The following is a 25,512-nucleotide window of genomic DNA, read 5'->3' as shown; positions in this document are numbered from 1 at the left end:
CCCCGGCCGGGAGAACCCGGTCAGACCGCCCGGAAGCCCGGCTCGACCTCGCGCACGCAGTGTTCCGCGTCCTCCCGGGACAGGCCGCGCGAGGTCAGGGCGGTCATCGCCTCGGCCGGCCGGTCACCGCCGTCGACCACGGTGATCCCACTGTTGCCCCGCACCAGGTGCAGTTTGTATCGCGCGCCGGTCCACTCCACGCGCACCGCGGTGACCGGCCCGTCCGCTACATCACTCATGCCGCCGATCCTAGAGATCGGCTTCGGGGTCGCTCGTCAGCAGGGCGGCGAATAGACCGCGCAGAATCCGTTCGAGCAGATCCGGGCGGGGCGCTCCCGGTTCGCCGATGGCGGCGACCAGATGGGGGTACGCCGTCACGTCCAGCCCGGTGAGCACCGGTGGTGGCGAGGACCGTTCGTTGCGGGCGAAGAGGGACACCACCCCGGTCATCACACCGATCGTCTCGAACTTGGCGGCGCTGTCGGCCGGCACCGGGGTCAGCACCCGCAGGCAGTGGTCGAACCAGGCGAGGGCTTCCGGCCCGGCCCCGCTGTCCCGGGGCAGCGCGTCCATCAGCCACGGATGCCGCCGGTTCAGTTCGAGCTGTGCACGGGCCAGGTCGAGCAGCGCCCCGGTCCAGTCCGGCCCGGGTTCGGGGTAGGGCCGCAGCTCGGCGACCACCTGGTCGGCCATCAGGTCGAGCAGGTCGTCGCGGGACGACAGGTGCCGGTAGAGGGTGCCCGCGCCGGTGCCGAGCGCCCCGGCGACCGCGCGCATCGAGACGGCGGCCAGCCCGTCGGTGTCGGCGAGGGTGATCGCGGCCCGCACGATCTCGTCCCGGCTGTGGGTGGCCTGCGGTCCACGGCTGCCGCGCTCGGGCCGGGTCCAGATCGAGGGTGTGCCTGTCACCCGCACTACTGTAAACTGCGAACAGCGTTCGCAGTTTTTCACCCGCAGTTCCGACCCGCAGTTCCGACCCGTAGGGAGACGAGATGATCGAGGCGAGAGACGGGGCCACCATCCCGTTGCACACCCGGGGCAGCGGCCCGCCGATCGTGGTCGTGCACGGCGGCGGCGTCGACATCGGCACCTACCGGTGGCTCGCGGCCTCGCTGGCCGAGCGGTTCACCGTCCACCTCTACAACCGGCGGGGCCGGGCGGACGCCCCACCCCGCACCGAGCCGTACGACGTCCGGGAGGACATCGACGACCTGGCCGCGGTGCTCCGCACGACCGGGACGGTCAACGTGATCGGGCACAGCGCCGGCGGCTTCATCGCCCTGGAGGCGGCCCGCGAGCTGCCGATCGAGCGGCTCGCGCTGTACGACCCGGCGGTCCACGTCGACGGCCTGTTCCCGGCCGGCTGGCTGGCCGGCGCCAAGGACGCGCTCCGGGCCGGCGACGATGCCCGCGCCCTGGCCCTGGTCACCTCGGGCATCAACACGCACACACCGGTGTCCCGGCTGCCGCTGTCGGTGCAGACGTGGATCACCGGGCTCTTCCTGCGCACCCCGATCGGCCGGACGATGGGTGAGCTGCTGCCGCTCACCCTGGACGAGTCGGCCGCGGTCTTCGCCCACGCCGGCCCGGCGTCCCGGTGGGCCGGGGTGACCGCCAAGGTGCTGCTGGCCTGTGGCGCCTCCGGCCCGGACTACTACCCGAAGATCAACGAGGCCCTGGCGTCAGTGCTCCCCGACGCGCGGACGCTACTGGTCCCGCGCGGCGCCCACGACGCGCTGAACCGGGCCAACCGCCAGATCGTCGACCCGCTCATCGAGTTCTTCGCCGAGCCCTGAGAGCCACCGTCCAGCGCATTCCGAGCCGAACCCACACCGCGTGGTGACTTCCGGCGCAATCCGCACCAAAAGTCACCACAGTCAAGGCCAACCCACACCGCGTGGTGACTTCCGGCGCGATTCGCGCCGGAAGTCACCACGCGGTCTTGGACCACTCTTCTCGGGTGAGGGCGTAGACCACCTCGCCCTGATCCGAGCCGGGAATCGGTGGGTAGTCGGGGAAGTAGGTGCGCACGTACCGCAGACCGGCCTTCGCCATCACCCCTCGGGAGCCGGCGTTGACCGTCATGGTCTCCGCCACCACCCGGGTCTGCCCGGCCGTCTCGAAGGCGTGCCGCAGCAGCTCCCGGGACGCCTCGGTGGCGAACCCGCGGCGCCAGTTGTGTCTCGGCAGCCGGTACCCGAGCTCGGCCTCGCCCGGTTCGCCGGCCGGCGGCAGCATCATCAGCCCGATGAACTCGCCGCCGGCCCCGAACGCCATCCAGTAACCCAGCCCGCCCACCCGCCGGGCCGCCGCCATCCGTTCGGCGTGCGACCCGGCCACCTCCTCGCGGGTGCGGGCCCGGCCGTCCAGGAAGCGCATCACCTCGGGGTCGGCGTCCAGGGCGACCTCCAGCTCCAGGTGCTCGTCGGCCAGCGGGTGCATGATCATCCGCTCGGTGCGCAGAATCGGTTGCGGCATCAGCCAACGATCACACAACGCTCTCCCCCACGCGACGCAAATTGTCGTGCGCGGGGTCCATCCTGGATTCATGGTGCGCAGAGTGTTCGCCGCGTTGCTGGTGTTGCTGCTCGCCGGCTGTTTCGGCGGTCCCGACCCGGCCGATCTGGGGGAGGGCGGGCCGCTGGTGGAGCGCTGGCGCATTCCGTCGCCGGTGATCGGCTGGGATTTCGCCGAGCCGGCCCTCGGCCTGTTCGGCGAACAGCGGCGGCTGGTGTCACTGGCGGCCGATTCGGGGCGGGTGCGGTGGGTGCACGATCTGCCGGCCGGGTTCCGGGTCACCGCGTCGTCGGTCTCGGTGTCCGAGGGCATTCTGCTGGTGCGCGGGGACGACCGGTTCCGGGTGATCGACCTGACCGACGGCCTGCTGTTGTGGGAGCGGGAGTTCGAGGGCCAGGTGGTCACGGCGATGGGTGCCGGGAACGACGTGGCGGTCACCGCCGGCTGCGACGGCAAGGGCTGTGAGCTGACCGCGTGGGAGCTCCCGTCCGGTGCGCGCCGGTGGTCCCGGCGGATCGGCGAGCGGGTCACCGTGGTGCCGTCGCCGGGTGATCGATACTGCTACTGCGTGCGCCTCCTCGGCAGCCGCACGATCCTGCTGATCGAGACGGATGACGGGAAGACCGTCTGGTCGATGCGGAAGCCGTCCGGGGTCACCCGGCTGATCCCGGTCCGGGGGCCGCAGGTGCTGTGGACCCCGCCGGCCGAGCCCGACTGTGTGGCCACGTTGCGCGGGGTGGAGTCCGGCAAGGTCGTCTGGACCCGGCGGATCGCCACCGACTGTGACGTGGCGGTCCCGTCGGTGGGTGATGATCCGGGCGGCAATCTGGAGATTCCGGTGGCCGGTGGTCTGGAGTCGCTGAGCCCTCTCGACGGGGTGGGCCGCACCGTGCCGCTGGAGGCGAACGAGCGCCTGATCGAGGACGGCCCGGAACGGATCAGCTGGACGCCCGGGGTCGGTTACCGGTCGATCGACAGCGTGGACCGCACTCCGGCGAAGGTCCCGCCACCGTTGGACGGGCGGCCGGGGGCCGAGGCCACACCGGTCGGTGTGTGGGTGTTGCGGTCCGGCCCCGGCCTGGTCCTCTACGTACCGCTGCGCGGCACGGTCCGGTGGAGCGGCCCGGCCCCGGTGATGATCGCCGACTACGACCGGCTGATCTACCGGGACGGCGCGGACCTGGTCGGCGTCGGGCCACGGGACGGCGCGGTGAAGGGGCCGTGATGCGGCATGATGCGGAGCCATGAGCGCGAACCTGGAGTCGTCGGTGGTGTCGGAGCGGGACGACCGGGCCTCGCTGCGCAGCGTTCTGGTGCTCACGCTGGTGGGCTGGCTGCTCTTCAACGCGGGCGCCACGATCGGCCGCTATTCCGGGCCGGATTACGCCGGGTCGCCGGTCAAGGGTGTCGGGACCGTCGAGAAGTGTGAGCGGCGTGGGCCGTTCACCATTCTCGACGGCGTGGGCTTCTACGACGCCTGCTACTTGTGGGTGGAGTGGGACCGCAACGGGTCGGAGCGGGTGCTCGTCGACGACCCCGGCTTCTTCCGTGGGGAGAAGCCGGGCGACACGATCCGGATCGGTTACGGGGTGTCCCGTCCCGAGGTGGGCTATTCGTCGGGGCTGGAGCTGCTCAAGTTCGGTTTCGTCGGGCTCGGTGGCCTGCTGCTCGGTCTCGGGACGCTGCTGCTGCTCGTCCGGCTCAAACTGTATGTTCTGCGATGACCTCGTCGGCCCAGGCGGGGGCGTAGAGGGCGTCCGGCTCGACCAGGCCGGTCAGGGCGAGGGCCTGGCGGACGTGCCCGTGCGCGTTGACGATCTCGTAACCGTGGCCGCCGCGGACGGCCCGGGTGTAGCCGACCAGCAGCAGGTCGATGCTCTCGCTGCCGATGGACTCGACCTGCCGCACGTCGATGACGACGCGGTGCCCGCGCCGGCCGGAGGCGAAGGCGTCCCGCATGCCGGCCCGCAACACCCGGTCGGTGTCGCGGTCGAAGGCGCCGATCAGGCGCAGGTGGACGGTCGAGCCGGTCCGTTGGGTGGTTCGCTCGATCTGATAGTGCGGGTCCATGCCTAGGGGTTTACCCGCCGCATGTGTCCATGCGCCAAATTCGGGATTAAAGGGTGACCGAGCCAACAGTTTCAGGACGGTCCGTAGTCGCGTTCGACGGTCGCCACCCGCACTCGGTAGTCGCGGTACCACACTTCGCGTCCGCGCCGCTGGGCGACCAGATGGGCGGCGACCTGCTTCCAGGCGCGGGCCGCGTCGTGGTCGGCCCAGTAGGAGACGGTGATCCCGACGTCCTCCCGGGCCGACTCGATGCCCAGATATCCGGGCTGGTCAAGTGCCAGTTCGTGCATCCGGGCGGCCATCGCCGCATATCCCTGATCACCCTCGGTGCGGGTCGACGTGAAGATCACCGCGACGTAGGGCGGTTCGGGGGTCTCAGCGATCAGGGTCATCCGGAGATGGTCTCAGAACGGGACGGCGACCAACTCGCTGTAGAGCAGGTCGATCCGGTCCGGGTCCAGCGTGTCGCTGCGGTACATCCGGCGCCGCTCGGTCGGCACGGTGATCGCGCCGGGCGGGCGGAACCCGGCGACCCGCGGTTCCAGCAGGGTGGCCGGGACGCCGTGCCGCAGCAGCAGGTGGCGGGTGAACGGCCGGAACATCCGGCGGAACACCGCCTGGTCGCTGACGTGCACCAGGGAGGCGAAGAACGGCAGGTTCTTCGGCCGGTCGTGGCGGAAGACTGCCCAGCAGACCCCGCCACGGTCGGCGAGCACCACGTGCCGGGCGGCGAGGGCGTCCCGGTGGTCCCGGTATCTCTCCAGGTCGTCGCCGCTGAGCAGATCCTCGATGCGGCGCGGGTCGGCGGTCACCGTGCGGTCTCCCCGGGGCCGGGCCGGCCAGGGCAGATTGGGTACGGCCACCAGCGTGCTGTCGAGGTGCCGGAATCCGAGGCGCTCGTTCATCGGGATGACGGTGCCGCTCGGGGACAGGTCGGTGAAGTGGTAGCCGGGCTGTTTCAGTAAGGCCCGCAGCAGCCGGATGCTGAGCAGCCGGTACTCCGGCAGCACGCACCACCCGGCCAGGTTGCAGAACCGGTGGCGGGCGCCGCCGATCGTCCGGTCGGCGTAGAAGGCCAGATAGACCCCGACGACGAGCCCGGCCGCGATGAGCATGAATCCGTGGTTGGGTGCGGCGGCCTTCCACGGTGGGGTGAGCGCTCGGGCCCACATGTCGACGCTGAGCCGTGTGTTGAGATGGGCGTGCAGGAAGTGCGCGACCCGGGACACGTCCGCGGACGTGATCGGCAGGACCTGGACGTTCATGTGTCAAGAGTCTCTGCCGATCCGCGTCCCCCACAGTTGCAAATGTCAGGTCAATCGCGAGCCCTTCTCACAATGTCGCGGCCCAGGCCAGTAGCTCGGTGCGGGCCGCGGTCAGGGTGGCGGCCGGGATCGCGGCCACGTCGGAGGTATTGACCACCAGTGCCACGTGGGTGCTGCCGGGCGCCGAGCCGGTGGCGTCCAGCAGCAGCCGCCGGGCCGTGGTGGCGCCCACCTCGGTGCCGACCGCGATCGGGCCGGTGGTGGTCAGCCCGGAGCGGGTGCCCAGGTCGGAGACGACAGCGGTGCGGCCGGACGGGAACGACGCGGGCAGGTGCAGTTCGGTGGGCGCCCCGAGGGCGGCCGGGGGCTCGCGCCAGACCAGGACCCCGTACTGGCGGCCGGTGGTGAGCCCGGCGATCGCCGGGAGCCGGGAGGGCACGGTGAGCCACGCCTGCTGCCGCCCGGACCCGGCGAATCCGTCACGGGCCAGGTCCTCGTAGGCGAAGGCGACGGTGCGGCCGGCCACCGCGCTCGGATACAGCCGGTCCAGCACCCGCGGGTCCAGCCGCAGCGCCCCGTTCGCGATCACCGAGTGGTCCTCGCCGTTCCAGGCGTCACCTTCGGTCTGCACCTTGTCCGGGTTGCCGTTCATCAGTTCGCGGTGCTGTCCGCTGTAGACGTCCCACTGCCACTGGGTGGCCGACAGCACCGGGCCGGATCGCGCGGCGTCGTTCCAGAAGGTGGCGCCGGAGAGCCGGGAGTCGAGGCCCTGGTACATCGCGCGGATCATCCACGGGGTGCGCGAGGAGTCCATCGCGTTGCCGAACTCGGAGACGAACGCGGTGGTGTCCAGGGCGGCGGCCCGGTCCCGGATGCGGTTCATCGCCGCGCTGTACGTGCCGTCGGCGGCCGGGGTCGGGTCCAGGGTGATCCGCGCGCCGTCGTAGTAGTGACTGTTGAAGACGTACCGGGAGCCGAGCGGCGCGATGGTGGACAGGCCGCCGGCCTCGCCGAAGGTGGTGTTCCAGAAGACCAGCGGCTCGGCGTAGACCGGCCGGTCGCTCCAGCCGGTGGCGTCCATGACGGCCCGGAACCGCTGGTAGAACGGCATCATCCAGGTCGCCTCCCAGGTGGTGCCGGAGGCCCCGTCGAGCCCGCCGTCGAACGGCTCGTTGAACGGGTCGATCCCGAGCACCATCGAATGGTCGACGCGCGACCGCAGGTGGGTGAGCATGGCGCGGGCCTGGGCCAGGTAGGCGTCCTGGACTCCGTACCGGTTGCGCCAGAAGTCGTAGGCGGCCGAGCGGACGGCGTTGTTGGTGAGCATGTTCTGCCCCCACAGGACGCAGATGCCGCACGACTCGGTGGGGTAGTCCCCGGCGTCGATCACCCACTTCGGGGCGCCGTCGCCGGTGTACCAGCTGCCCCGGTGGAACAGGTGCGAGGAGTACAGGTCCTGGTGGTAGTCGATCAGCACCCGGATGCCCCGGCCGGTGAACTGCCGGATCTGGTCGGCGGCCCGGTCCAGGTAGGCGGTGTCGATCCGGTCCCGGGCCGGCTGCACCCCCTCCCAGCTGATCAGGAAGCGGATCGCGTTGGCGCCGGTCAGGTTCCGCATCTGGACGGCGGCGGTGGCCGCGTCGGCGGTGCTGCGGAACGGCAGGAGTCCGTTCTCGTACAGCTTGGTGCTCCCGGAGACGTTGAAACCGCGCAGGACGATCTCACGTCCCCGGGAGTCCGTGGGCGCCGCGACGGCGGGTTGCACCGGCACGACCAGACCCACCACGAGCAGCAGAAGTGCTACGAAGAAAGCCCGCATGCATAGACGTTAATCACTTTGTAACCTTCCGGTCGAGAAGGCAGCCCGACTTCTTGCCCAGCTTGGCAAGACCGGCCAGATCACCGGCGCCCCAGACGGCCTTCTTCGAGGTGATGGTGTGGTACATGATCTGGCCCCGGTCCTCCTGCTTCGGGTGCGCCAGGCCGATCGCGTGACCGATCTCGTGCATCAGCACCGCCCCGGTGGTGCCACCGTTGGCCGCGCCGAACCCACGGCTCATCTTCGCGACCGACGGCGCGTTCAGCACCACCGCGCCCTCCACCATCCGCAGCGCCGGGGCACCGGACGAGGTGTACGCGGTCTGCCATCCACCACCGCCCATGCCCAGCTCACGGGCGCCCTTCGGCAGCCACTTGCTGTGCTTGCCCGGGTTCACCCAGGCGATCACGATCTCGGTGCCGGCCGGGTACGTCCCGTTGAACCCCTTCTCCGCCTGCGGGATGACCGTGGTCGTGCCGGCATAGCGGAAGGTCAGGCCGGAGGCCGCCGAGATCCGGCTGAACGCGGTCTTCACCTCGGCGAGCGAGTTCTTCGGCGCCCGGTCCAGGTTGACCCGGTAGTCGATCGCGCCGCCGCACGGGTTCCAGCGGGCGACCAGCTTGTCACCGTTGGACTGGCTCATGAAGGCGTACGACTTCGCACTGCCGGCCGCGGCCAGTGCCACCCCCGGCGAGGCGACGACCAGCGAGGAGACCGCGGCGAGCACAGCGAGAACACGCTTCATGAACACGTCCGATCCGGTTGAAGGAAGTGCCCATTCCAGGCCGGTGCGGGTGCGGGCCCGGTTCACACCCGGGTGCGAACCGGTTTCTTCCACCGCGGAGCCGGCGTGCCCTGAGGCTTTCCGCCGAGGCGATCAGAGGGTGGTGGCGTCGAGCAGGCGCTGGGCGATCCGGCGGGCCGCGGCACGCACCTCCGGGCCGTCCACGATCCGGTAGCCGACCGGCAGGTGGCAGAGCTGGCGGGCGTACCAGTCGGGGGCGCTGGTGGTGCCACTGAGGACGGTGGTGCCGGGTTCCGGGCCGGGGCGCAGCGTGCCGAGGGCCGGGCCGATCCAGTCGCGCACCCGGTCCGGCGGGCCGTCGATCAGGATCTCGGCGGTGAACTCCCAGCCCTCGCCGAGATGCTCGTCCAGGACGGCCACCGGGTCCAGGCCGGGCGGTGGGCGGAAGGTGCCGGTCCGGGTCTCGACGGCGGTCACCCGGTCGATCCGGTACGCCCGGCGGGCCCCGGCGGTGTGCGAGTGGCACAGCAGATACCACCGGCCGTGGCGTACCACGATGGCCCACGGGTCCACCTCGGCCGACCATTCGCGGCCCGACTCGGTGCGATAGCCCACGCGTACCGGCAAGCTCTGGGCGCAGGCCCGGACCAGCCCGGACGTGATCTCCGGGTCCGGTCGCGCGGCCCGCCGGTCCGGGGCCGGCGCGGCGGTGCGGCGGACCGCCTCCACCTGGGCGCCGAGTGTCTCCGGCAGCACCCGGACGATCTTGCCGAGGGCGCTGCCGACCGGATCGCCGGTGTCGCCGGCCGCGTGGTGACCGTCGAGCACCGCCATCACCAGGCCGAGCGCCTCCGCCTGGGTGAAGATCAGCGGCGCGGGGCGGGCGCCCCGGCCGACCCGGTAGCCGCCATAGGGCCCGCGCACCGATTCGATCGGCAGCCCGGCCTCGCGCAGGATCGCGATGTAGCGGCGGGCGGCCCGCTCGGTGATGCCACCCAGTCGTTCGGCGAGCCGGTCCGCGGTGATCCCGGGACTGCCGTGCACGGCCTCGTAGGCCATCAGCGCCCGCGCGGTCGGACTGGTCATGCCGGACAGACTAGGCCAGCCCGTGTGCCGATCCGCGGCTCGATGCGAGCCGCGGATCGGCACACGGGCTCAGACCTCGAAGATCATGCAGCTGGACGTGGCGTGGGCGATCAGGCGGCCGGCCGCGTCGGTGATCCGGGCCTCGGCCAGCGCGGTCCGCCGGCCCCGCTGCAGGACGGTGCCGGTGCAGCTCAGCCGCCCGGAGGCGATGGTGGCCGGGCGCAGGAACTTCACATTCAGATCCATGCTGGTGTACGCCACACCGGCCGGCAGCGTGCTGTGCACCGAGCAGGCGGCGGCGGTGTCGAGCAGGGTGGACAGAACTCCACCGTGCACGGTGCCGAGCGGGTTGTAGTGGAACTCCCGCGGCTCCAGGTCGAGGGTGACGCTGCCCTCCTCGACCGTCATGCCCTGCCCGTCGATCAGGCTCATGATCGGCGGGGGCGGCAGCTCACCGGACGCCACCGCCTGGAGGATCTCCAGACCGCTGCGCCGGCCCAGCAGGTGCGCGTGCTCGGCCGGGTCGGCCCAGCCGAACGTGCGGGTGCGGGCACCATCCTGAGTCTGCGTCATGGATGCAGGCTCGCAGCAGCTTGCTGCGTCTGTCAACAAGACCTAGCCTTCATCACATGTCCACCCCGCCCGCCGCCCTGAACTGGTCCGTCGACAACTGCACGATCGAGCGGGCGATGGGAGTGCTCGGCGAGAAGTGGGCCCTGGTGGTGCTGCGCGAGGTGTTCTCCGGCATCCGCCGCTTCGACGACATGCGGGTGCGCACCGGGATCCCCCGGCAGGTCCTCACCAACCGGCTGGCCACCCTGGTCGGGAACGGGGTGCTGCGCCGGGACCCGTACCGGGAGCCGGGCGCCCGGCTGCGCCACGAGTACCGCCTCACCGAGAAGGGCTTCGACCTCTACCCGGTGATGATCGCGCTGGCCGAGTGGGGCAACAGATATCTGGCCGACCCCGAAGGACCCCCGATTTCGTACGCCCACCGCGACTGTGGCGCCGAACTGCACCTGGACGTCACCTGCGCGGACGGCCACCGGGTGACCGAGAAGCGGGCGATCCAGCCCCGCCCCGGCCCGGGAGCGCACCCCCGGACCGGCACGGGCTCATCGTGACGAGCTGAGCGGCAGTGCCCGCACCAGCATCCGGTGCGACCGCCAGCCGGGGAACGGGATCAGATCCCCGACGTGCTGGAACTTCATGCCCTGCAACGCGTGCCATACCCGGGTGTTGGTCTCGGTGACCGCCATCGAGGTGCGCTCCTCGGGCCGCTGGGCGAGCAGCTCGGCGAAGAGCCGGATCCCGATCCGGTGCCGCCTGCTGGCCGGGTCGACGAACGCCTCACAGATGGCGAACGTCCGCCCGTCCCACTCCTTGACCACCTCGGGATCGTTCACATCGGTCAGATCCCGCCACCACAGCGTCTCCGGTGGCAGTGGACAGCCCATCACCGCGCCGACCAGCTCACCGTCCACGTAGCCGAGTGCCGTCTGCGCCCCGGGCGCCTCGGCCGTCCAGCGCAGACGGTCCTCGACCGACGGTTCACTGTGATCGATCAGGTGCAGATCGGCGGCATGGACCCGCCGGTACACAGCTGCCAGTTCATCGATGTCGACCTTCTCGGTAAGGACGACGGAACTGGTCGATTCCTCGCGTGCCCCCACGCCTGAACCTCCGTTAACTCCATTAAGGCAAGCCTTACCTAAACAGAGGGATATTCGCATTGGCAAGGGAGTCGTCGATCACCGGGCCCGATTAGGATCCGCGGGTGACGCTCAGTGACACCGCCCGGCGCCGGCCGGTCATCACCCTGCTCGTCGTCTGCCAGAGCAGCATCGGGCTGATCTTCGGCGGCATCGGGCTGTTCCTGCCGTTGATCCGCACCGATCTGGGAATCAGCTTCACCGAGGCGGGCACCATCGCGGCGGTGAGCAACCTGACGTACGCGCTCATGCAGGTCCCGTCCGGATACCTCGCCGACCGGTTCCCGCCCCGGCGGCTGTTCATCATCGGGATGCTCGGGCTGAACATCCTGTCCGCGCTGTTCGCGGTGCTCGACTCGTACCCACTGCTGCTGATCGACCAGGCCCTGGCCGGGATCTTCCGCGCCCTGGTCTTCATGCCCGGCCTGCTGCTGATGACCGCCCTGTTCCCGCCCGGCCGCCGGGCCACCGCGATGGGGTTGTACGTGGTCGGCGGCTTCTCGTCGAACATCCTGCTCAGCGCGGTCGGGCCGGCACTGGTCGGGCCGCTCGGCTGGCAGCTGCTGTTCCTGCTGTTCGCCGGGTTCGGCCTGCTCGCGCTGGCCCTCTACCGGCACCTGGCCGGCCCGGCCACCCCGTCCGCGGGCGGCTCCCCGGTCCGGCTGCGGGAGCTGCCCGGCCTGCTCCGGCAGCGGATCGTCCAGCTCACCGGGGTCATCCAGTTCACCCGGCTGTCGGTCGCCCAGGGCTTCACCTTCTGGCTGCCCACCTATCTGGTCGTCGACCGCGGGCAGTCACTGGCCGCCGCCGGGGCCGTCGCCGCGGTGGCGTCGGCGATCAGCGCGCCGGTCAACTACCTGGGCGGCTACCTGTCCGACCGGATCAACCGGCCGCTGCTGGTCATCGGCGGTTCGCTGATCGTGCTGACCACCGGGCTGAGCCTGCTGACGTACGCCCCCGGCCTGCTCGGCGTCGTCGGCGTGGTGGCGCTGATCTCGGTGGCCATCCAGATCTACTTCGGGCCGCTGTTCGCCCTGCCGCTGCAGGTCCTCGGCGATCGCAACGCCGGGCTGATCAGCGGCCTCGGCAACTTCTGGGCCAACCTGGGCGGCTTCGTGTTCGTCTGGACGCTCGGCGCGGTCAAGGACGCCACCGGCTCGTTCCGGGCCGGATTCCTCAGCCTGGCCGCACTCTGCGTGGTCGCGCTCATCGCCACATGGCTGATCCGGCCGTCACTCCGGCGAGCGACCTAGGCACGGCGGCGGCCAGGGCGGCGTGCCCGTCCGGATTCAGGTGCAGGTGATCCCCGGCGTCGAAGGAGGGCAGCAGCCGCCACGGCGCGGACGGATCCCGCACCGCCGCGTCGAAGTCGGCGAAACCCTCGAACAGACCGTTTCGGATCGCACTGTTCACCGCCTGGCGGGCGGTCTCCCGTACCCCGTCGGGGTCGTCGTAGATGTTGCCCCCGAACGGCGTCAACGTCGCGCCGGCCACGCGCAGCCCACACGCCTGGGCACGCAGCGTGATCTGCCGATAGGCCGCGATCAGATCACCCGTCACCCGCCGCTGGGCCGGCTCCGACGCCGCCGTCGTGCCCAGATCGTTGGCCCCCTCGAAGACCAGCAGCCGGGTCGCCCCACCGAGAGCGAGCACGTCCCGGTCCAGGCGGGCCAGGGCATTGGGTCCGAGACCGTCCCGCAGTACGCGGTTCCCGGCCGCCGCCTGGTTCAGGATCGCCAGCCGGGGGTCACGCAGCCGGTCCACCAGCCGGTCCGGCCAGCGGTCGTTGCCGTTGGTCGTCGAGCCCCGCCCGTCAGTGAGCGAGTCACCCAGCACCACCAGCGCCGACGCCCCCGTCGCGACCACCTCGACACCGCTGATCAGATACCAGTGGTCGGCCGCCACCGCCCCCGGCAACTCCGGATCGCCATGATGATCCCCGGAGACCAACCACGATGTGGTACGCGAACCCGGGTGCGACGTGAGTGCCCCGTCCCACCCCTCGTCGCAGTACACGGTGATGGTCAGGTTCGACCGCGGCGGCAGCGTCAGATCGACCGGGTCGGAGACGATCTGCGCGCCCGCCGGGACACTGCCGCCCGCCCTGCCGCCGAACGTCAGCCGCCGCCCCGAACCCGGCACGATCCCGGCCGCCCCGGCCCGCCCACCCTCCGGCCGGGCCACCGCGGCCGCGGTGATCGGCAGCGCGGTGGTGCCGAACGCGTTCGAGAACCGCACCCGCAGCCGCCGACCACCGAGCGACACCCGGACGGTCTGACGCAGGGTGACCCCGGCCAGCGTGGCGAACGGCTCGGGAGGCAGATTGTGCCGCTCGGTGAGCTGCGGAGCGGCAGTCCAGGTGTGAATCCAGCGGGGTCGTGACGGCGGTCCGGAATCGATCAGCAGCAGGGGCGAGGCGGCCCCCAAGAGGGTACGACGCCGCATGCCCCGGAACGTATAGCCACATATCGATCTAGTCAACATGCGTTTGGGAGCGCTCCAAGTTAAGCTCGTACGCGGATCACGAACGGAGGACGCCCCCATGCTGATGGCCCTGCTCCTGGACGCCGCGAACATCGTCGGCGGCCTGCTGTTGGCCCTCCCCCTGCTCGGCCGGTTCCCGGCGGTCGCCCGCGTCATCGCGAAGATCGCCCGCTGGCAGTGGCTGGTCGGGATCATCGCCCTGGTGGCCGGCGGCTACTACCTGATCGTCCACCTGATCTCCGGCCCCCACCTGTTCCACTTCGAGGTGGTCGGCATCGCGGTCGGTGTGATCCTGGCCTGGGACCGCCTGACCGGCAAGAAGCCCCTGGTCACCGCGGCCAACGCAGCCCCGGCCCCCACCGCAGCCCCGGCCCCCGGCGGCGGCACGGCCCCCGGTGGCGGCACGGCGCCCGGTGGCGGCACGGCGCCCGGTGGCGGCACGGCGCCCGGTGGCGGCACGGCGCCCGGAGCCCCAGCGGTCACCTCCACGCCAGGCTCCCCCGCCGACCTGTCCGGCCCGGCTCTGCTGATCGCGGTCTTCGGCATCATCGCGATCATCGTCGGCCTACAGGGCTTGTTCACCCCGAACTGACCCACCGTCCGGCACCACACCCGCGATCTTGACAGATTCCCCCACCGCTTCGAGCCTTCCTCTCAGTTCCGTGCCGCATCCCGGTCAATCCATCGCCAAAGCGACCGCCCGACCGAGATCTTGGCGAATCAACCACCGATTCCGGTGGAGAAACGACCAAGATTGACTCAGGCGGGAATTCGCGTGGGGAATTTACAGCGAGCGGCCGGGCCATGAGGAGAAGGCCTTTTGAGCCTTCTTATCGGTCGGCGACCGGACCGCGGTCAACTCCCGCGCGAGTGTGCTTCCTCGGCAGATCTTGGTGAATTTACCACCGAGAAGAGTATTTGTTCTCGGCTGCCTGATCACTCGCGGTCAATCCCTCGCGCGGGCGACTCGCTCAGTAGAAATCTTGGCGTATTTACCACCGTTTCGGGTGGAAAATCCGCCAAGATCGGCCAGAGTGGGGCCGGAAGGCGGACACTCGCGCGAGGAATTGACCGCGAGCGGGCCAGCATCCGAGAAGAAGATCCTTATCCGGTGGAATATCCGCCAAAATCGGCCAGGCGAAGCCGGAAGGCGAAGCCGGAAGACGGACACTCGCGCGGGGAATTGACCGCGGACGGGACAGCAGCCCAGCGGAAGACTCTTCTCGGTGGGAAATCCACCAGATCGGCGCTGGGTGAGTTGCCGGTGCGAGGGAATTACCGCAAGCGGTCAGGCGGCCGAGAAAAAGGCCGAAAACTGTGGTGGATCCGCCAAGATTTCGGACGGCTGGTCGTCTTGGCGATGGATTGATCGGAACGCGGCACGGAACCGCGCAGAATTCTCAAAGCGGTGGTGAATCGGCCAAGATTTCTGGTGATGGGGTCGCCTGTCTTGGGATCGGCCTAAGAGCATTCCGGAACCCTGCGGCAGAATCACAATGGTGGCGCACCGACCACGGTCGCGCCAAACAAAGGACTAAAGGTGGCGCATCGGCCACGGGCGCGCCAGGCAAAGGGACGAAGGGGGCGCACCGGCCACGGGCGCGTCAAGCAAAGGGACGAAGGTGGTGCATCGGCCACGGGCGCGCCAGGCAACGGGACGAAGGGGGTGGATCGACCGCTATCGGGCCTGACAAGCCGCTTGGGAGAACGTTCTTTCTGCCGGAAAGAACGTTCGGTGTCTGATGTTCAGCTGCTGCTGTCTTGAGTGATTGGAACGCGCTCGTTCCGAGATCCGTGAGCGGTTCGAGACGGTGGCCGAACAGCCGACATCAGAGCTGAGCCGAGACCGCCAGGCCATTACGACATCGATGACCGTGGACGGTAGGTGAGGTGGGGGCGGGGCTCCGGGCGTACACAATCGGGGGTTTCATGGGGTGGGGAAAGGGTGCCGGAGGCGGCTGTATGTGTCTCGGTAGGCGCGTGGGCCCCAGACCGACAATGCGGTGTCCCGGAGCCAGGACGGCAGTGACGCGACGCGGGTGAAACGGTCGGTGGCGGCGCGGACGTGGGCTATCCGGTCGCGGCGCAGATCCGTGTATGCCGCGCCCGCCCCGTCCCACGGAACCGTGGCCAGAAGGTCGGCCAGGACCAGTCCGTCCTCTACCGCCATCGCCGTGCCCTGCGCCCACACCGGGACGGTCGCGTGGGCCGTCTCGCCGATCAGGGCGCAGCGGCCCGCCGACCAGGTGGCGGTTCGCGTCTCGACCACCGGCGCATGATGACAATCGGTCATCGTGTCCAGGGCTTGGCGGGCGGTGGCCGGGTAGGACGCGAACGTCTGCTGCGGGTTGTCGTCACGGAGCGAGAGCGAGAGCGAGAGCGAGAGCGAGAGCGAGGTCGCGTAGCCGTACACATCGGTGTCGTCGACCGGGGTGAGCACCACGGCGCTGCCGGGTCCGGACCAGCTGGTCCAGCAGTCGACGCCCGGGTTCGGGGCGAGGAAACGCCAGCCGTGACCAGCCGCCACCGGGGCCGGGGCCGCGGGGTCGACGGCGGTCCGGACCAGGGAGTCCACCCCGTCGGCTGCGGCCACGAACCCGAACTGCCGCCTGGTCCCATCACCTAGGGTGACTTCGCCGCTCGTGTCCACCCCGGTCACCTCCAGCGGGTGCGCCGGGCCGTCGGCGAGTAGAGCGAGCAGATCCGGTCGTCGTACGCAGCGTGGTCGTGCCTCCGGCCCCCAGAAGGCGTCCTCGTCGACGGTGAACAGGAGCCGGCCGCGGCGGTTGCGGTATTCCCGGCGGATTGTCGGGCGGCCGAGTTTCTGCAGTTCCTCGGCCAGTCCAAGAGCGGCGAACGCGGCGATGGCGTTGCCCGGCAGGTTCACCGCGGGACTCGCGGCGGCACCGAGCCCGGCACTGGGCGTGGCACCGAGCCCGGCACTGGGCGTAGCACCGGGCACGGCACTGGGCGTAGCACCCAGCACGTCACTGGGCGTAGCACCGAGCGTGACATCGGGACCGTCCCCGAGCGTGGCGGCATCGAGCACAGCGGCACCGCCACGCTGGGCGACGGTCACCGGAACGTCCTGTCGGCGCAACGCCCGGGCCAGCGCCAGACCGGCGATGCCGTCACCCACCACGAGTACGTCGTCCATGACGGTCCAGCCTGCCACTCATCGACCACTGTTGGTGGATCAGTGCCGAGAACCGGACATCAGATCATCAGGTCCACCCATACGAGTCGATGGTCGGAGGTCGGGTAGCCGCCGACCGCGGACCACGCCGGGTCGTAGACGCCGGTGAGCCGCGACAGTGGATCGGAGCGGACCGGCCAGAACACGCCCGAGTCCCGGACCCGCAGGTCGGCGCGCGGCAGTACGTAGTCGGCGCGCAGGTTGCCGGGGCTGGTGTCGGCGAAGTCGGCGGTGTCGTACGCCGGGTTGCCGGTGTGGGTGAGGTTCGCCCCGCCCTGCAGCGCCGCCGCTTCGGTGCCGCCCGCACTGTCCGGGGTGGCCCGGGTGCTGATCAGCGGATGGTTCACCAGCCGGCGGATCGCGGTGGCGTAGGAGTCGCCGTCGTACGGGTCGGCGTTCTGGTCGCCGGCGATCACGAACGCCGCCCCCGGCTTGAGGCCACCGCGGCGGCCCAGGTCGTCGTAGACGTACCGGGAGGCGCCGGGTTTGACGTAGTCGGCCCAGAATCTGATCTCGTCGTGGTTGCGCCGCCCGTTGCGGTCCTCCGGACCGTCGAAGGTGGGCGGTGTCGGATGTGAGGCGAGCAGGTGCACGGTCCGCTTGCCGATTCTGATCGGTACGTCCCAGTGGCTCTTGGACGACAGCCGTAGCACCGCGCGTTCGTCGGCCGAGTAGAACTCGGTGGGCATCAGGTTGCCCGGCATGTCCTTCCATTTGAACCGCTGGAAGGTGCGCACGGATGTCCGGTCGATCGGGAATTTCGAGTAGACGACCATGCCGTACTGGCCGGGGAAGGCGCCGAACCCGAACGCGTCGTCGCTGTCGGTCACGCTGCCGTTGTTGTTGAGATCAAAACCGGACGGGATGCCGGTGTTGGACGGGGCCACATAGCGGTACCGGTAGTGCTGGGCGGGCGCCCCGTTCTGCGACACCGCCAGGAAGTCGTCGGCGAACAGCCGGGCCGCCTCCGGATCGAAGTCGAACTCGTTGACCAGCAGCACGTCCGGAGCGGCCCGCTGGATCACCTCGGCCACGTTGCGCACCTGACGCCGGTAGACGTCGTCGGCGCCCGGGTCGGCCAGGTGCTCGCGGAGCAGCCCCTCACTCGCCCGGTTGAGGGACAGGTTGTATGTCGCGAACCGGATCTCCGCGGTGGGCCGGCCGCCGGCGAGCGCCGGGGTGGCGCTGCCGACCAGTGCCGCACCGAGAAGAGCGGTGAAGAGAAGACGCCTCATTCCTCCAGTGCCTACCGGACCGTCCGAGGTGGAGGCAATGGCGTTCACCGATCGGTCACACGCTGTTCGCGACCATCGTCGCGACAAAATGCTCGACCAGCGGGTCGGCGTCCTCGTGCACCAGAATCGACAGCACCACCCCCGGCGGCACCCGCAACCGCCGGACCGCCACGTCAGCACGCGCCCGGACCGTCAGCGACGGCACGATCGCCACCCCCAGGCCACCGGAGACCATGGCCAGCTGGGTGGCGATCGAATTGGCCTGGTGCCGGGCGTCCGGACTGAACCCGGCCCGCCGGCACGCGGTCACCACCTCGTCGTGATAGCCGGCCGCGACCTCCCGCGGAATCCACACCCACGGATCGGCGGCCAGTCCGGCCAGATCCAGATCGTCATTTCCGGTGGCGTGCGGATGATCCAGCGGCAGCGCCGCCACAAACGTGTCCCGATGCAGCGGCACCGCGCGCACTCCGGCCCCGCCCGCCGTCCGGCGAACCAGAGCCAGATCAACTTCCCGATTGCGTACGGCTTCAGCCCCCGATTCGGTATCGACCTCCACCATTCGCAGCCGTACCTCCGGCCGGGTCTTCCGATAATGCCGCAACATTGGCGCCAGTAGATCGGTGAACGCCGAAGCCACCGCACCGACCACCAGCTCACCCCGCAGCCCGTCGCGCGCGTGCCCGACCGCGGCCCGGGTCCGTTCGGACTCACGCACCAGCTGCCGGCAGTGTTTGAGCAGCACCTCGCCGGCCTTGGTCAGGGCCACCTGGCGGCTGGTCCGGTGCAGCAGCCGCACGTCCAGTTCCCGCTCCAGCGCGAGGATCGCCTGCGACAGCGGCGGCTGGGACATGTGCAGACGGTGCGCCGCCCGGCCGAAGTGCAGCTCCTCGGCGACGGCGATGAAATAGCGGGCCTGCCGAACCTCCATGATCCATATGCTAGGCGTCTCGATACGGGACGAGATCGGACCTTCCCTGTATCGATGACCGGGGCGTCCACTGGGTGATGTGCCCGTACACCTCACCGCTTTCGTCACCACCATCGCGCTGCTGGCCGTACTGCCCGGCCAACAACGCCGTCATCACCCGGCAGACCCTGGCCGGTGGCCGCCGGTCCGGGCTGCTGGCTGTGGCCGGATCGTCGGCCGGCATCCTGCTGTGGGCGGTGGCCGCCGCGCTCGGCCTGTCCGCGTTGCTACTGGCGAACCCCGGCACATACCTGATCATCAGGCTGGCCGGCGCCGCCGTGCTCTGCCTGCTGGGCATCCAGTCACTGTGCGCCACTCGCCGCCCGGACCGCACCCCCGCCGCCCGCCACAACTTCACCGCCGGTATCGCCGCCAGCCTCGGCAACCCGAAAGCCGGTGTCGTAGCCCTTTCACTCATCCCCCAGTTCGTCACCCCCCACGGCCCGGTGCTGGCCTCCTCGATCATGCTCGGCGCGATCTGGGCGACGATCTCCGGAACATGGTTCTCCCTGTACGTCCACCTCATCGACCACGGTCGAAACCGCCTGACACGCCCCGCCGTCCAGAAGCTGCTCCACACCGCCACCGGCCTCACCATGATCGCGCTGGGGGTAGCGGTGGCGGTCGGCGCATAGCCTGCGCTCGAATGTGGACGTACCGTTAGGAAATGGCGCTCTGGTCGACCCGCAGTCTGCGCTCCCTGATGGCTGCGACCGGCCCCCGGGAACGGGCCGAAGCAGTCGCCGACCTGCACGCCGCCCTGGCCGGCCGGGACCCGGCGATAGCCTGCGACATCGCCCCCGCCGACGTGCAGATCACCCGGATGGCCGCCTTCCTGCTCGACGACCTGAGCGAGCCGCACCTGCTCCAGTTGCGCGCGGTGGACCGCCCCGACGCCACCCGCCTGGCCACCACTGACGCCGGCCGCAATCTGCGCACCCTCCAGTTACGGTTGGCCGAACGCATGCGCCTCCAGGCGGTGGCGGTCCTGTGCTCCGAGCCCCCGGACACCCCGGAGCAGACGCACGTCCGCTATCTGGCGACGGCCACCGGAATGCTCGCCTTCGGCGACTACTACGAGCTGGTGGCCCGGATCGTGACGTTCCCGTTCGACGGCCCCACGGATCCCCGCCACCAGCGGGGCGCCCGCGAGATGAGCATGGCGGTCCAGGCCACCGCAGCCACCCGAACCCTGTTCGAGGTAGATCTGGCCGCCCCCACTTTCGACGTCGCCTACCAGACCATGTGGATCAACCTGATGTCCGAGGCCCGCGAGTCCACCCTGCTCCCGACGCTCACCCAGTGGCGCCGCTGGTCCCCCTGACCACACGGCCACCGAACCCCTCAGCGGCGGGCGGCTTCCGGGAAAGCTGATCTACCTGGATGGATGGGGCGATCCGCCCGACCATCGACGGGCGACTAAGACACAGTGGAACCGGATCCGGGCTGACAAGTTCTTGACGGGACGGCTGTGAGCGCTAACACTCTGGCAACACCCCCGTTACGCGCCGCCGGTCGGGGACGGCTGCGCGTCGTCCTCGGCTGGGAGAAACATGCAGATGAGCAGGCGTCTCGGGCGCCGCGTCACCTTTACCGCATTGACGATGATCGCCGGTGTCCTGGCCGTTCCCGCGCCGGCCGCTGCCGCTGAGGACGGGCTCGTTCTCTGGTACAAGCTGGACGGGAACGCTGTGGACTCGTCCGGGAACGGGCGGGACGGCAGCGTGCTCGGCACCCCGGACTGGGGGGACGGGCTCGGGCTGAACGGTTCCGACACGTACGTCAAGGCGCCTGATGATCTTTTGAAGGGTCTGGATTCGGTCAGCGTCTCGTTCGACGTGCGGATCGATGCGGCGCAGGCCACGCCCTATTTCCTGTACGGGTTCGGGAACACCGACGCGGCCACCGGATATGGGAACGGCTATCTGTTCGCCACCGGGAACGGGTATCGGAACGCGATCTCGCTCGGTAACTGGTCGGGCGAGCAGAACACCCGGCCGGCCGACGGGCACAACCTGGCTCGCGGCACCTGGAAGACGGTCACCTACACGCAGACCGGCACTACGGGAACGTTGTACGAGGACGGTGTCGCGGTGGCCACCAACACCGCGATCAGTGTCCTGCCGAGTGCGATCGGCGGCGGTGCTACGACCGCGAACTACTTCGGCAGGAGTACGTACAACGGGGATCGGCTGTTGAAGGGCCGGCTGCGGGATGTCCGGGTGTACGACCGGGCGCTGGCCGCGAACGAGGTGGTCACGCTGGCGGCGCGGGCGAACACCGAGGCGGTCGCGGCCGACGTGGCGGCGCTCGATCTGGGCGACGTCAGCGGTCTCACGACTGATCTGAAACTGCCGGCGAGTGGCCCGTACGGCTCAATCGTCACCTGGCGCAGCGACGACGGTGACGTGATCAGCGACGCCGGGAGGATCTTCCGTCCGGCGGCCGGTGAGCCGGACGCGCACGCCACCTTGACCGCGACGCTGAACCGCGGCGACCGGCGGGACACCAAGACCTTCGAGGTCACGGTCAAGGCGGCCCTGGACGACGCGGCCAACGCGGAGGCCGCGGTCAAAGCCCTCAAGATCCACAACCTTGATGACGTACGCGGGAACCTCACGCTGCCGGCTGACGCGACGTGGACGTCCAGTGATCCGGCGACGATCACCACCACCGGCGAGGTCCACCGGCCGCCGCACGACACAGCGTCGAAAACGGTCACGCTGACCGCCACCGTCACCTACGGCACGGCCCGCGCGAGCCGGGACTTCACCGCCACCGTGCGCCCGCTGCCGAAGCCGGAGCCCTACCGGGGTTACCTGTTCAGCTACTTCACCGGTGAGGGCACCGCGAACGGCGAGCAGGTCTACAACGCCCTGTCGAACGGTGACGATCCGCTGAACTGGCGCGAGATCAACAACGGCAATCCGGTGCTGACCTCGACGAAGGGCACCGAGGGCCTGCGTGACCCGTTCATCATCCGCTCGCCGGAGGGCGACAAGTTCTACCAGATCGCCACCGATCTCAAGATCCACGGGAACGGTGACTGGGACGCCTCGCAGCGCACCGGCAGCAAGTCGATCATGGTGTGGGAGTCCACCGACCTGGTGAACTGGACCGATCAGCGGCTGGTCAAGGTCTCCCCGGACACCGCCGGCAACACCTGGGCGCCGGAGGCGTTCTGGTCCCGCGAGTTGGGCGCCTACGTGGTCTTCTGGGCGTCGAAGCTGTATGCCGAGACCGATCCGAACCACACCGGCAGCACCTACAACAAGATGATGTACGCGACCACCCGCGACTTCCACACGTTCAGTGAGCCGAAGGTGTGGAAGGACCCCGGCTACTCGGTGATCGACTCGACGGTGATCGAGCACGACGGCGTCTACCACCGGATCACCAAGGACGAGCGGAACAACTCGTCGAACTCGCCGTGCAGCAAGTTCCTGATCCAGGAGAGGTCCACCGACCTGCTGAGCACCAACTGGGACTTCGAGGCCGAGTGCATCGGCTCGGGGGCACTCAGCCAGGGTGAGGGCCCGCTCGTCTTCAAGTCGAACACCGAAGACAAGTGGTACCTGTTCATCGACGAGTACGGCGGCCGCGGCTACGTCCCGTTCTCCACCACCGACCTGAGTTCGGGGGTGTGGACGCCGGAGCCTAACTACAGCATGCCGCGGCGCCCGCGGCACGGCACGGTACTCCCGGTGACGCAGGCGGAGTACGACCGGATCTCGGCGAAGTACGAGGAACCGCCGACCCCGGCCGTGGGGCTACGACTGCGGTATCAGTTCGACGAGACCAGCGGCACCGTCGCGCGGGACACCTCGGGCAACAACTTCAACGGCGCCTACGTGAACACACCCGCCTGGGGCACCGGTGTCCAGGACGGCTCGTTCAAGCTGTCCGGCTCGAACTACGTGACCATCCCGAACGGCGTGCTCAAGGGCGCGCAGGCGGTGACCGTCTCGGTGTGGGCCAAGTGGACCGCGTCCACCACGGTCAACCAGTGGATCTACAGCCTCGGGCCGGACAGCAGCAAATACCTGTTCACCAGCCCGCGCAACGGCGGCAACATGCTCTTCTCGGCGATCACCTCCGGATCGTGGCAGGCCGAGTCGAAGCTGGCGCACAACGCCGCCCTGCCGGGTGGGAGCTGGCAGCACATCGCGGTCACGATCGACGGGTCGAACGCGGCGATGTACCTCAACGGGACCCGGATCGCGTCGGCGAGCGGGGTCACCGTCAAACCCTCCGAGCTGTACGACGCCACCAAGTCGTACAGCGGGTACGTAGGCCGGTCGTTGTATGCGGCCGACCCGAACTACACCGGCGAGGTGGACGACTTCCGGGTCTACGACACCGCGCTGTCCGCGGCGGAGATTCTGGAGCTGTCCGGGCGTACCACCTCAATCGGCGGGGTTGATCTTTCGGCGTTGAAGGTCGCGGCGATCGTCGACGACGCGGCGGGCACGGTGAAGCTGCCCGTCAAACCAGGGTCCGACGTGACAGCGCTGGCCCCGGTGTTCACCCTGGCCCGGGGTACGACGATCAGCCCCGCCTCCGGTAGCACGCAGGACTTCAGCAAGCCGGTGCGGTATGAGATCACCGGCGCGGACGGGGCGAAACGAACCTGGACCGTCAGTGCCGTGATCATGAAGAGTCCGATCCTTCCCGGACTCAACGCCGACCCGAACATCTCGGTCTTCGGCGACACGTTCTGGATCCACGCCACCACCGACGGGTTCGACGGCTGGTCCGGCACCCAGTTCCGCGCCTGGTCGTCGAAGGACCTCGTCACCTGGACCGACCACGGGGTGATCCTCGACCTCGGCCCGGACGTGACCTGGGCCGACAACAGCGCCTGGGCGCCGACCATCGCCGCCCGGAACGGGAAGTACTACTTCTACTTCTCCGGCGGTCTGGCCAGCGGAAACACGGCCAAGCACCTGGGCGTGGCGGTGGCCGACTCACCGGCCGGGCCGTTCACCGACCTGGGACGGCCACTGGTCCCGGCCGGCACCTACAGCGGTCAGATGATCGACCCGGCGGTGTTCACCGACGACGACGGGAAGTCCTATCTCTACTGGGGCAACGGCAGTTCGTACCAGGTGCCACTGAACGACGACATGATCAGTTTCGACCCGGCGCTGGTGAAGACGTACAAGCCCACGAACTACAACGAGGGCAGCTTCGTCATCAAGCGGGACGGCCGCTACTACTTCATGTGGTCGGAGAACGACACCCGCAGCGCCGACTACCGGGTGGCGTACGCGACCGGCACGTCACCCCTGGGTCCGTGGAGCGACCGGGTCGGCGTCATCCTGCAGAAGGACACCACGCAGGGCATCCTCGGCCCCGGGCATCATTCGGTGGTCCGGGTCCCGGGCACCGACGAGTGGTACACCGCGTACCACCGGTTCGCGATCCCCGGCGGTGACGGCACGCACCGGGAGACCACCATCGACCGGCTGGAGTTCACCGCGGACGGGGCGATCAAGCCGGTCGTGCCGACGCTGGAGAGCATCGACCCGGTGACGATCGTGTCGGCCGGCCCGGACGCCACCGGCACCGAGGGCAGCCCGGTCAGCCTGAACGGCACCGTCTCCAACACCGCCAACCGGGCCACCTGGACGGTCAGCGGCACCGGTTGTGTGATCGCCGACCCGCACGCCGCGAAGACCACGCTGACCTGCGCCGACGACGGGACCCACACGGTCACGCTGACGGCCGGGCGCAGCTCGGACACCGCGACGGTCACCGTCGTCAACGCGGCGCCGGTGGTCACCGTGCCGGGCGGCCGGCCCGCCCCGGACGCGCCGATCGCGACCCGGGCCGCGGTGACCCACCGGATCCCGGTCGGCGACCCCGGCGCCGACGTGCTCACCTGCACGGTGAACTGGGGTGACGGCACCACCGCGAACGGGACCGTGGGCGGGGGCGTGTGCACCGCGCGGCACACCTTCACCAAGCCGGGCGTATACCGGCCGGCGATCACCGTCCGCGACGACGACGGGGCTACGACCACCGGCGTACTGCCGTTCGTCACCGTCCACCAGCCGAAGGCCGGGTACGTCGCGGGTAGTGGCTGGGTGGGGCAGACCGACTTCGCGTTCGTCGCGAGAGGGAGCGCGTGGATCCGCCTCCCGGACGGCCGGGTGCTCCGGTCCACCAGCGTGACCCCGCCGCTGATCATCGGCCCGGCCGCGTCGTTCCTGGGCGCCGGCACGATCGACGGGACGTCGGGTTACCGGTTCTCGGTCAGCATGCTGAACGCCCGCAAGGACAGCGTGCTCATCAAGATCTGGCACGAGCGGACCGGCAAGGTCATCCACCAGGTGCACGGCACCCTGGACGGGGGCGGCATCGTCACGTGACGTCAGCGAGCGGGCCGAGGGACGTCCCTCGGCCCGCTC

24 protein-coding genes are annotated in these 25,512 nt (G+C 69.8%); 9 read left to right on the top strand and 15 right to left on the bottom strand.

Features of this window, described 5'->3' with window-relative positions:
- Nucleotides 1-20 precede the first annotated feature (20 nt).
- Together ACQ0O7_RS32605 and ACQ0O7_RS32600 are read right to left on the bottom strand one after the other, a co-directional pair.
- The gene (locus ACQ0O7_RS32605) at nt 21-239 is read right to left on the bottom strand and encodes a hypothetical protein (RefSeq protein WP_430787818.1); all 219 of its coding nucleotides are present in this window, start codon (nt 237-239) and stop codon (nt 21-23) included.
- Between the two features lie 10 nt (nt 240-249).
- Nucleotides 250-909, bottom strand: a complete 660-nt coding sequence (locus tag ACQ0O7_RS32600) for a TetR/AcrR family transcriptional regulator (protein WP_430787816.1) — start codon at nt 907-909, stop codon at nt 250-252.
- Between the two features lie 83 nt (nt 910-992).
- On the opposite strand from ACQ0O7_RS32600, the gene ACQ0O7_RS32595 reads away from it, so the two are divergent.
- Complete coding sequence (locus tag ACQ0O7_RS32595; RefSeq protein WP_430787814.1) at nt 993-1,796, top strand: alpha/beta fold hydrolase; 804 nt, start codon at nt 993-995, stop codon at nt 1,794-1,796.
- Between the two features lie 133 nt (nt 1,797-1,929).
- Here the strand turns inward: ACQ0O7_RS32595 and ACQ0O7_RS32590 are convergent, their stop codons facing one another.
- Entirely contained in the window at nt 1,930-2,478 is a 549-nt protein-coding gene (locus tag ACQ0O7_RS32590) for a GNAT family N-acetyltransferase (protein ID WP_430787812.1), read from the bottom strand.
- A 70-nt stretch (nt 2,479-2,548) separates the two neighbouring features.
- On the opposite strand from ACQ0O7_RS32590, the gene ACQ0O7_RS32585 reads away from it, so the two are divergent.
- Nucleotides 2,549-3,742: a PQQ-binding-like beta-propeller repeat protein gene (locus tag ACQ0O7_RS32585; RefSeq protein ID WP_430787810.1), complete on the top strand. Its 1,194-nt coding sequence runs from the start codon at nt 2,549-2,551 to the stop codon at nt 3,740-3,742.
- Nucleotides 3,743-3,761: 19 nt separating this feature from the next.
- Nucleotides 3,762-4,241 (top strand): DUF6346 domain-containing protein, encoded by a 480-nt coding sequence (locus ACQ0O7_RS32580; protein WP_430787808.1) that lies wholly within the window; start codon nt 3,762-3,764, stop codon nt 4,239-4,241.
- Here the strand turns inward: ACQ0O7_RS32580 and ACQ0O7_RS32575 are convergent.
- The 7 genes from ACQ0O7_RS32575 to ACQ0O7_RS32545 all read right to left on the bottom strand — a co-directional run bounded on the left by ACQ0O7_RS32575 (nt 4,219) and on the right by ACQ0O7_RS32545 (nt 10,075).
- Nucleotides 4,219-4,587, bottom strand: coding sequence for an STAS domain-containing protein (locus ACQ0O7_RS32575; RefSeq protein WP_430787806.1), 369 nt, complete (start codon nt 4,585-4,587; stop codon nt 4,219-4,221). The genes ACQ0O7_RS32580 and ACQ0O7_RS32575 overlap by 23 nt on opposite strands.
- A 71-nt stretch (nt 4,588-4,658) precedes the next feature.
- Entirely contained in the window at nt 4,659-4,979 is a 321-nt protein-coding gene (locus ACQ0O7_RS32570; protein ID WP_430787804.1) for an antibiotic biosynthesis monooxygenase family protein, read from the bottom strand.
- A 12-nt stretch (nt 4,980-4,991) separates the two neighbouring features.
- The gene (locus ACQ0O7_RS32565) at nt 4,992-5,852 is read right to left on the bottom strand and encodes a hypothetical protein (protein ID WP_430787802.1); all 861 of its coding nucleotides are present in this window, start codon (nt 5,850-5,852) and stop codon (nt 4,992-4,994) included.
- Between the two features lie 67 nt (nt 5,853-5,919).
- Nucleotides 5,920-7,671, bottom strand: a complete 1,752-nt coding sequence (locus tag ACQ0O7_RS32560; protein WP_430787800.1) for a cellulase family glycosylhydrolase — start codon at nt 7,669-7,671, stop codon at nt 5,920-5,922.
- Between the two features lie 13 nt (nt 7,672-7,684).
- Nucleotides 7,685-8,416 (bottom strand): matrixin family metalloprotease, encoded by a 732-nt coding sequence (locus ACQ0O7_RS32555; protein WP_430787798.1) that lies wholly within the window; start codon nt 8,414-8,416, stop codon nt 7,685-7,687.
- 132 nt (nt 8,417-8,548) lie between these two features.
- Nucleotides 8,549-9,502: a helix-turn-helix transcriptional regulator gene (locus tag ACQ0O7_RS32550; RefSeq protein ID WP_430787796.1), complete on the bottom strand. Its 954-nt coding sequence runs from the start codon at nt 9,500-9,502 to the stop codon at nt 8,549-8,551.
- Between the two features lie 69 nt (nt 9,503-9,571).
- A complete protein-coding gene (locus ACQ0O7_RS32545; protein ID WP_430787794.1) occupies nt 9,572-10,075 on the bottom strand; it encodes a PaaI family thioesterase in 504 nt (167 codons plus the stop codon).
- A 56-nt stretch (nt 10,076-10,131) separates the two neighbouring features.
- Here ACQ0O7_RS32545 and ACQ0O7_RS32540 point away from each other — a divergent pair, with 56 nt between their 5' ends.
- Nucleotides 10,132-10,626, top strand: a complete 495-nt coding sequence (locus ACQ0O7_RS32540) for a winged helix-turn-helix transcriptional regulator (protein WP_430787792.1) — start codon at nt 10,132-10,134, stop codon at nt 10,624-10,626.
- Here ACQ0O7_RS32540 and ACQ0O7_RS32535 read toward each other — a convergent pair.
- Complete coding sequence (locus ACQ0O7_RS32535) at nt 10,618-11,175, bottom strand: GNAT family N-acetyltransferase (RefSeq protein ID WP_430787790.1); 558 nt, start codon at nt 11,173-11,175, stop codon at nt 10,618-10,620. The two genes, ACQ0O7_RS32540 and ACQ0O7_RS32535, sit on opposite strands and share 9 nt — an antisense overlap.
- A 104-nt stretch (nt 11,176-11,279) precedes the next feature.
- On the opposite strand from ACQ0O7_RS32535, the gene ACQ0O7_RS32530 reads away from it, so the two are divergent.
- On the top strand, nt 11,280-12,467 hold the full coding sequence (locus tag ACQ0O7_RS32530) for an MFS transporter (protein ID WP_430787788.1): 1,188 nt from the start codon (nt 11,280-11,282) through the stop codon (nt 12,465-12,467).
- Here the strand turns inward: ACQ0O7_RS32530 and ACQ0O7_RS32525 are convergent.
- Nucleotides 12,421-13,659 carry an SGNH/GDSL hydrolase family protein gene (locus ACQ0O7_RS32525; RefSeq protein WP_430787786.1) on the bottom strand — a complete coding sequence of 413 codons (1,239 nt, stop codon included), beginning with the start codon at nt 13,657-13,659 and terminating at the stop codon, nt 12,421-12,423. The genes ACQ0O7_RS32530 and ACQ0O7_RS32525 overlap by 47 nt on opposite strands.
- A 97-nt stretch (nt 13,660-13,756) precedes the next feature.
- On the opposite strand from ACQ0O7_RS32525, the gene ACQ0O7_RS32520 reads away from it, so the two are divergent.
- Entirely contained in the window at nt 13,757-14,290 is a 534-nt protein-coding gene (locus ACQ0O7_RS32520; RefSeq protein ID WP_430787784.1) for a hypothetical protein, read from the top strand.
- Between the two features lie 1,335 nt (nt 14,291-15,625).
- On the opposite strand, the gene ACQ0O7_RS32515 is transcribed toward ACQ0O7_RS32520, so the two are convergent.
- The 3 genes from ACQ0O7_RS32515 to ACQ0O7_RS32505 are packed head-to-tail and all read right to left on the bottom strand — an operon-like array spanning nt 15,626 to nt 19,060.
- On the bottom strand, nt 15,626-16,855 hold the full coding sequence (locus ACQ0O7_RS32515; RefSeq protein ID WP_430787782.1) for an FAD-dependent monooxygenase: 1,230 nt from the start codon (nt 16,853-16,855) through the stop codon (nt 15,626-15,628).
- 59 nt (nt 16,856-16,914) lie between these two features.
- Entirely contained in the window at nt 16,915-18,129 is a 1,215-nt protein-coding gene (locus ACQ0O7_RS32510; protein WP_430787780.1) for an endonuclease/exonuclease/phosphatase family protein, read from the bottom strand.
- A 55-nt stretch (nt 18,130-18,184) separates the two neighbouring features.
- Nucleotides 18,185-19,060, bottom strand: a complete 876-nt coding sequence (locus tag ACQ0O7_RS32505; RefSeq protein WP_430787778.1) for a LysR family transcriptional regulator — start codon at nt 19,058-19,060, stop codon at nt 18,185-18,187.
- Nucleotides 19,061-19,137: 77 nt separating this feature from the next.
- Here ACQ0O7_RS32505 and ACQ0O7_RS32500 point away from each other — a divergent pair, with 77 nt between their 5' ends.
- The 3 genes from ACQ0O7_RS32500 (at nt 19,138) to ACQ0O7_RS32490 (ending at nt 25,473) form a co-directional block, all read left to right on the top strand.
- Nucleotides 19,138-19,734 (top strand): LysE family translocator, encoded by a 597-nt coding sequence (locus ACQ0O7_RS32500; RefSeq protein WP_430787776.1) that lies wholly within the window; start codon nt 19,138-19,140, stop codon nt 19,732-19,734.
- Between the two features lie 32 nt (nt 19,735-19,766).
- Nucleotides 19,767-20,423, top strand: coding sequence for a hypothetical protein (locus ACQ0O7_RS32495; RefSeq protein WP_430787774.1), 657 nt, complete (start codon nt 19,767-19,769; stop codon nt 20,421-20,423).
- A 235-nt stretch (nt 20,424-20,658) separates the two neighbouring features.
- Complete coding sequence (locus ACQ0O7_RS32490; protein ID WP_430787772.1) at nt 20,659-25,473, top strand: family 43 glycosylhydrolase; 4,815 nt, start codon at nt 20,659-20,661, stop codon at nt 25,471-25,473.
- Nucleotides 25,474-25,512 lie beyond the last annotated feature (39 nt).

The organism is Actinoplanes sp. G11-F43 (assembly GCF_050589265.1).
In the GTDB taxonomy this organism is placed as follows: Bacteria; Actinomycetota; Actinomycetes; order Mycobacteriales; family Micromonosporaceae; genus Actinoplanes.
Note: the sequence above shows the minus strand (reverse complement) of the source record. Positions and strands in the feature narration are given on the sequence as shown.

Coding starts and splice junctions, on each gene's coding strand:
- ACQ0O7_RS32555 (WP_430787798.1), bottom strand. CDS start 8,416: ATGAAGCGTGTTCTCGCTGTGCTCGCCGCGGTCTCCTCGCTGGTCGTC.
- ACQ0O7_RS32565 (WP_430787802.1), bottom strand. CDS start 5,852: ATGAACGTCCAGGTCCTGCCGATCACGTCCGCGGACGTGTCCCGGGTC.
- ACQ0O7_RS32525 (WP_430787786.1), bottom strand. CDS start 13,659: ATGCGGCGTCGTACCCTCTTGGGGGCCGCCTCGCCCCTGCTGCTGATC.
- ACQ0O7_RS32505 (WP_430787778.1), bottom strand. CDS start 19,060: ATGGAGGTTCGGCAGGCCCGCTATTTCATCGCCGTCGCCGAGGAGCTG.
- ACQ0O7_RS32495 (WP_430787774.1), top strand. CDS start 19,767: ATGGCGCTCTGGTCGACCCGCAGTCTGCGCTCCCTGATGGCTGCGACC.
- ACQ0O7_RS32575 (WP_430787806.1), bottom strand. CDS start 4,587: ATGGACCCGCACTATCAGATCGAGCGAACCACCCAACGGACCGGCTCG.
- ACQ0O7_RS32560 (WP_430787800.1), bottom strand. CDS start 7,671: ATGCGGGCTTTCTTCGTAGCACTTCTGCTGCTCGTGGTGGGTCTGGTC.
- ACQ0O7_RS32550 (WP_430787796.1), bottom strand. CDS start 9,502: ATGACCAGTCCGACCGCGCGGGCGCTGATGGCCTACGAGGCCGTGCAC.
- ACQ0O7_RS32510 (WP_430787780.1), bottom strand. CDS start 18,129: ATGAGGCGTCTTCTCTTCACCGCTCTTCTCGGTGCGGCACTGGTCGGC.
- ACQ0O7_RS32585 (WP_430787810.1), top strand. CDS start 2,549: ATGGTGCGCAGAGTGTTCGCCGCGTTGCTGGTGTTGCTGCTCGCCGGC.
- ACQ0O7_RS32490 (WP_430787772.1), top strand. CDS start 20,659: ATGAGCAGGCGTCTCGGGCGCCGCGTCACCTTTACCGCATTGACGATG.
- ACQ0O7_RS32515 (WP_430787782.1), bottom strand. CDS start 16,855: ATGGACGACGTACTCGTGGTGGGTGACGGCATCGCCGGTCTGGCGCTG.
- ACQ0O7_RS32500 (WP_430787776.1), top strand. CDS start 19,138: ATGTGCCCGTACACCTCACCGCTTTCGTCACCACCATCGCGCTGCTGG.
- ACQ0O7_RS32520 (WP_430787784.1), top strand. CDS start 13,757: ATGCTGATGGCCCTGCTCCTGGACGCCGCGAACATCGTCGGCGGCCTG.
- ACQ0O7_RS32545 (WP_430787794.1), bottom strand. CDS start 10,075: ATGACGCAGACTCAGGATGGTGCCCGCACCCGCACGTTCGGCTGGGCC.
- ACQ0O7_RS32570 (WP_430787804.1), bottom strand. CDS start 4,979: ATGACCCTGATCGCTGAGACCCCCGAACCGCCCTACGTCGCGGTGATC.
- ACQ0O7_RS32540 (WP_430787792.1), top strand. CDS start 10,132: ATGTCCACCCCGCCCGCCGCCCTGAACTGGTCCGTCGACAACTGCACG.
- ACQ0O7_RS32605 (WP_430787818.1), bottom strand. CDS start 239: ATGAGTGATGTAGCGGACGGGCCGGTCACCGCGGTGCGCGTGGAGTGG.
- ACQ0O7_RS32590 (WP_430787812.1), bottom strand. CDS start 2,478: ATGCCGCAACCGATTCTGCGCACCGAGCGGATGATCATGCACCCGCTG.
- ACQ0O7_RS32580 (WP_430787808.1), top strand. CDS start 3,762: ATGAGCGCGAACCTGGAGTCGTCGGTGGTGTCGGAGCGGGACGACCGG.
- ACQ0O7_RS32595 (WP_430787814.1), top strand. CDS start 993: ATGATCGAGGCGAGAGACGGGGCCACCATCCCGTTGCACACCCGGGGC.